This is a genomic window from Arsenophonus endosymbiont of Apis mellifera (assembly GCF_903968575.1).
Classification (GTDB): Bacteria; Pseudomonadota; Gammaproteobacteria; order Enterobacterales; family Enterobacteriaceae; genus Arsenophonus; species Arsenophonus apicola.
Genome location: NZ_CAJCFU010000056.1, coordinates 1 through 5,482, shown reverse-complemented (window position 1 = coordinate 5,482; position 5,482 = coordinate 1). Strand labels below are relative to the sequence as shown.

The 5,482-nt window shown below is 43.6% G+C and carries 8 protein-coding genes; 7 read left to right on the top strand and 1 reads right to left on the bottom strand.

Going from position 1 to position 5,482, the window contains the following annotated elements; all coding sequences use genetic code 11:
- Window positions 1-353 precede the first annotated feature (353 nt).
- Complete coding sequence (gene pilV / locus H1X92_RS08505; protein ID WP_233458144.1) at window positions 354-1,532, top strand: shufflon system plasmid conjugative transfer pilus tip adhesin PilV; 1,179 nt, start codon at window positions 354-356, stop codon at window positions 1,530-1,532.
- A 6-nt stretch (window positions 1,533-1,538) separates the two neighbouring features.
- Here pilV and H1X92_RS08500 read toward each other — a convergent pair whose 3' ends face one another.
- Window positions 1,539-2,066, bottom strand: coding sequence for a lipocalin family protein (locus H1X92_RS08500; RefSeq protein WP_180559725.1), 528 nt, complete (start codon window positions 2,064-2,066; stop codon window positions 1,539-1,541).
- Between the two features lie 77 nt (window positions 2,067-2,143).
- Between H1X92_RS08500 and H1X92_RS08495 the strand changes: the two genes are divergently transcribed.
- The 6 genes from H1X92_RS08495 to H1X92_RS08470 form a co-directional block, all read left to right on the top strand.
- A complete protein-coding gene (locus H1X92_RS08495; RefSeq protein WP_180559739.1) occupies window positions 2,144-2,455 on the top strand; it encodes a TrbM/KikA/MpfK family conjugal transfer protein in 312 nt (103 codons plus the stop codon).
- A gap of 3 nt (window positions 2,456-2,458) precedes the next feature.
- On the top strand, window positions 2,459-2,818 hold the full coding sequence (locus H1X92_RS08490) for a hypothetical protein (protein ID WP_180559738.1): 360 nt from the start codon (window positions 2,459-2,461) through the stop codon (window positions 2,816-2,818).
- Between the two features lie 20 nt (window positions 2,819-2,838).
- Complete coding sequence (locus H1X92_RS08485; RefSeq protein WP_180559737.1) at window positions 2,839-3,228, top strand: DUF6012 family protein; 390 nt, start codon at window positions 2,839-2,841, stop codon at window positions 3,226-3,228.
- A 24-nt stretch (window positions 3,229-3,252) separates the two neighbouring features.
- Window positions 3,253-3,405, top strand: a complete 153-nt coding sequence (locus H1X92_RS16315) for a DUF6012 family protein (protein ID WP_180559736.1) — start codon at window positions 3,253-3,255, stop codon at window positions 3,403-3,405.
- Window positions 3,406-3,525: 120 nt separating this feature from the next.
- Entirely contained in the window at window positions 3,526-3,768 is a 243-nt protein-coding gene (locus tag H1X92_RS08475; RefSeq protein WP_180559735.1) for a hypothetical protein, read from the top strand.
- A gap of 11 nt (window positions 3,769-3,779) precedes the next feature.
- The coding region (locus tag H1X92_RS08470; RefSeq protein ID WP_180559734.1) for a DNA topoisomerase at window positions 3,780-5,482 on the top strand (1,703 nt) is incomplete at its 3' end.

Here is a 5,482-nt window from a genome sequence, read left to right as displayed (position 1 = left end):
CAAAAATAACCCTTTTGGCCCCAAAATCGCGTGAACTTGAATAACGGTCAATTGTTAACAAAATGTTATATTCAAAAATTGTATTTTTCCGATGAGAAAACGTGTCTTTTTAAGCCTTTCGCGGTAATTTTTGCCTGAAAGCTAAAATCCAAGTGCCGATAACCACCATTATGTTAAATAGCATCCTATTTTAGCAAATTAAGTGTTGCCGCCTTCCTACCTCCTTTAAGTCCACTTTAAAAAACGATTCGTTATAATTACGAGGAACACCTATGTCAAAAATACATCAAAACAGAATAAAAGAAATCGACCGAGGATTTATCGCGTTGGAAGTTCTCGGCGTCCTGGTGATTATGGCCTTGCTCGCGTTGTGGGGTGCTGAAAAATACAGCGAATTTCTGGAAGAACAGGAGTGGATAGTTTCCGCTCGCCATTTCAGCGAGTTTAATGAAGCTGCGAAGCACTATATCGCTGACCATTATGATGAACTGTTAACACAACCAAAATCTACGCTTAATAATGCCCTGCTCATTAAAAAAGGATATCTCCAGAAAGGTTTTTCCGACAAAAACCCCTTTGGTCAACAATACGTCACTGGGATTGTCAGAAACAACCAGAAAAGACCTCCCGCCTTGCAGGCATTAACCTGTAGTGTTAATGGTGAAAATCTAACCGAAAAAGGGATGCGCCGTATCGCCGCTCAAATTAACGGTATGGGTGGGTTTGTGGATGAAAGAAACCTCGCCATCGGGGCTTACGGTGGCTGGATAAGCCAGCCAAAGGATTTTGGCCTTGATTGTCGATTTGGACATATTGCCATAGCCCTATCGTCAGAAATATTGGGTAGCGTGTTGCAGGAAAGCGACCGGCTGTATCGTTTTCAGGTAAAGCACAAGCCTGAGTTAAACCGTATGCACACCCATATCGATATGGGTGGTAACAATCTTAATAATGCCAATGCTGTTAATGCCAAAGAAGGGGTTTTTAGTAAAACCGTCACCGCAAACGGGGATATAAAAAGTCAGGGTGGCTGGCTGGTCACGCAGGATAATAAAGGTTGGATAAATACCAAACATGGGGGCGGATTTTATATGACGGATAAAGAGTGGATACGCGCTGTCAACAACAAAAGTATTTATACTGGAGGACAGTTAAAAGGCGGTACGGTTCGCGCAGAGGGCCGCTTATCAACCGGAGATTTTTTACAGCTCGAGAAAGTCGTCGTTGAAGGTTCGTCCTGTCCAACCAGTGGATTAGTGAGTCGGGATGCTAAAGGGGCAGTTCTTTCCTGTCAAACCGGCAGGTGGACCAAAACGACTGGACTGGGTCCTGTTTCCTATCATAAAACCAATTCAGGTGCTAAAAATATTGGCTCACACGAGTTCTGTGCGATTGCTGGATTTAACTTGCCGGGGCAATATTTTAGCAATGTCGCCTGTCATGTGAAACCAGATGAGCATAAAAACTGGATTTTATCGGGTAGCCCGCCGAGTTTTGTGCACTTCCAATGTGAAGCAATTTGCATTAATTAAAAAATTCTACGCATCCTGATTCACCCATATCAATTTATCAACGGGGAAATTAAGTTCTCTGGCAAGATTTAGCAAAGACTCCGTTTCCGCCGTCTCGAGCCTGGGTGTGCGTGAAAGCAGCCATAAATAGTTTCGACTTGGTCCTGCCACCAAGGCATAACGATATTCTGGATGGAGCGCTATCACATGGTAGCCACCATAGAACGGCCAGAAGAAAGAAACTTTCAGTGACCCCTTTTTCGGGGAACCTATAAATTTTGCTTTACCTATACTTTTTCGCCATTGATGCAGCTCGGGCAAAAATCCCCGATTAATGACTTTCACGCTCCCGTCGGGATTAAGCATGTAATTGGCGGTAACCCGTTCTAAGCCACGCTCAAAACGATTGTCTAGTCGGGCAATTTCGTACCAGAGCCCGAGATATTGATTCAAATCAAAATTTTCTACAGCTTTTACACCCTTTGGCGCCGACACGCTACAAGACAGAGATAGCAAAGAAGATATTAGTAAATAGAGATTTCTCAATATTTTCATGTCTCGTCATCCTTATAAGCATTTTGCATCAAATACGCAATCAGCGTAATTCAAACAAACCAAATAGGAAAGTTGTTATGAAAAAAACCTTTTTATCGGCTGCATGGCTATTACTTGCAGCCAGTTACCCCCTTTCTGCCCAGGAAAAAATTGATTCTGATGACCCGTGTACCGTTGTGTTGTGTATGTACGGAAAATTACAAGGTAACAATCAAAGTGAATGCAATGGCGCTGTGCGTAAATTTTTTTCACTTAAAAAATTTGGTCGGCATGGTTTTCGTCCATGGAAAACTTTTGTTAAACGGCGAGATTTTCTTGGCGGATGTCCAACAGCAGATCCGGCTGTTGTCAGCGACATCATGAAACAATTTGGCAAAATGAGAGGTTGAAAAATGAATGGAAAATTCAGTAAATCCGATAAAGAACGCTTTAATACCCGGATTGGCAGGGAAGTTATCCTATGGGACTATTTGAAAACAGATAAAGTGATAGCAGATATTGGCGCAGAAATTACAGTAAAAGATCCTGATTTGTACGACCGCATCAGTAATTATGTACTTTTGCATGGAGAGGATTTGCAAGGCATGTTCAAAGATGAGAAGTACCTGTATATGTCCTGCTTTATTCGTGATGTGCGCGCTTTCAGAAATGAATTTGAGTTAGAAGAACGCCTAAAGCCTCTCTTTAGTCTCGGCAAAGGAGATGCTGATGAATTTGTGATTAGCTTTCCATCGAAATTGAATCCAGCCTAACTATGATAAGGATGATTGAAATGCTACTACATCTTTCGCCACGGTATTACTTACGCTACAGTGATGTGCAACTTGATTTGATTGATGTATCTGTACCCGAATTAAACCTCACATTAAAGGGTGGCGTTGATATTGTTGCCCGTACACCCTACCCAAATAAATGTTATCAAATTGCTTGCCGGAAAAAAGGGCGTAAGGCTATTAACGGTATTTTTATTGAAACCGATAAAAAACTAACCAATTTCACCCAAATAACCCGATGGGCGGTTAACGGAGAAATTGCTACCCACAAAATACACTTTCATATTCTTGACTCAGATTTTGATGCTATCACTTCTGAAATCATGATGTGGAATGCATTTTATGACACCCCGTTTTTATCACGAAAAAGCGAAATCCATGAAAACTGACTACCTGCAACTAATCAACCGCGCATGTTGCCGATTCTTGAAAATAAGAAAGAAAGTCAACGAGAACAACAGCGGCTAATTTATAATTTGGTTAGTGATGACGGTTTTATCAATGAAAGAACTGAATTCTTTCCAATACCCACAATTGAATCTCAACGCATTACAGTACCTTTTTAAGGGAATCAACGATTCCCTTCTCCTGATGATGCGTTCATCGCAAATGTTGCGCCTTATGAATATACGCTGAAACCCACGAGCACCGCGATATCCGAGATAGAAGCTCTGCCTGTAGCGTTGATGAAAAATCAATTAAAAAACAAAAACGATAATGTTAATCATGTTCTTAATGAAATTAATCAACGAGCACCTTATTTCTTCACCAACACCAATGATTTGCTCAATAAAGCTAGGTTATTTTCAACCACGTATTTAACGAGCAATGAAAATGATTTGCGCTTTATTGACGACGAACTGACACAAAGATTTTTCTCCCTTGATTTTATCGAAAATGAAAATCAAGAAATCCAACAAACCAAATAAGAGAGAAAAAAATGAACCTATATATAGCAGAAAAGCCCGCTGTGGCGAAGGATATTGCCAAAGCGCTAAGGGGCAATTTCCAGAAAAAAGACGGCTATCTTGAGTCCACCGATAATGTTGTGACCTGGTGCTATGGGCATTTGCTTAAATCCATTGAGCCCGAAGCGTACAATCCCACTTACGCCCAGTGGAAAGCTGAGGATTTACCGCTGCAACTTTACCCGCTGCGCTATGAGCCGATTGAAGGCAAGGAAGCGCATACCCAAACCGTCATCAACCTGATTAACCGGGCTGATGTGATTATCCACGCAGGCGACCCAGACGATGAGGGGCAACTACTGGTCGAAGAGTTGTTGGAATACGCTGGGAATCAAAAACCCGTTAAGCGCTTGTTGATTAATGACAATACTGACGCTGCCGTTAAAAAAGCCCTGTCCCAACTGAAAGACAATCACCAGTTCAAAGGCATTTACCGCAAAGCATTGGCACGAGCCGCTGGCGATTTGATTTTCGGCTTGAGCATGACGCGCGCCTATACCATCGAGGGCCGAAAAAAGGGCTATCGGGGCGTCTTGTCGGTAGGTAGAGTACAAACGCCCATTTTAGGGTTGATAGTGCGCCGCTACCTCGCCAATCAGTCACACACATCAAGCTTTTACTATCAGTTGACAGGCAATTTTCTGATGAACGGTCAACAATTTTCAGCCAACTGGAAGGTCAACGAAAATGCGCCTCAGGACGACAAGAAGCGTCTTACCAGTAAACGTTATGCTGATGACCTCGCCGCACGATTGCGTGGTAAGGACGCCGATATAAAGGCCGCTGGCGTGCAGGAGAAAGAANCCGCCCCGCCGCTTCCGTTCAATTTAGTCAAACTCCAGCAGTACATGAATAAGTATTTTAAGATGACCGCTGCAAAAACACTGGAAATCACCCAGCAGCTACGAGAGAAATACAAAGCCATCACCTATAACCGTTCTGATTGTTCCTATCTGTCTGATGAGCAGTTTAATGAAGCGCCACAGGTGCTTGAGGCGCTGCAAGGCATTAGCGATTTTAACGGACTTTCACTTGTCACGAGCCAGAAAAGCAAGGCGTTTGACAGTGGCAAGGTCACGGCACATACCGCGATTATCCCGACCGCCAATGTACTGGTATTAACCGCCCTCAGTGAGCATGAACGGCTGGTTTATCTGGCTATCGCGCAACATTATCTCGTGCAGTTCATGCACAACAAGCGTTATCTGGAAGCCTCAGTTGTCGTTGAGGTTGACGGTGAAACCTTTAGCGCACGCGCAACAAAAACGGTGGATGCCGGATTTAGCGCCTTTCTCAAAGGTGACGCGTCTGACGTCAGCGATGAGGTGATGCCGGACAGCGCATTTGAGGTGCTACAGGCATTACGCACGGGACAACGGGGTAATTGTGACGCCGTCACGGTGAATGAGAAGAAAACCACACCACCGCCATTATTCACCGAAGCCACACTACTGGCAGCGCTGGTGCGGGTAGCGGATTTTGTTGAAGATGAAAAAATCAAAAAACTGCTAAAAGACAAGGATAAAGACAAAAAGGATGAGCACGGCGGCATTGGAACACCCGCCACCCGTTCGGATATGCTGGAAAAACTGAAAAACCGTCAGTTCATCCGTGAAGAAAAAGGCAAACTGCTTCCCACAGAAACTGGCGTGGCCTTTTTCCGTGCACTACCAGA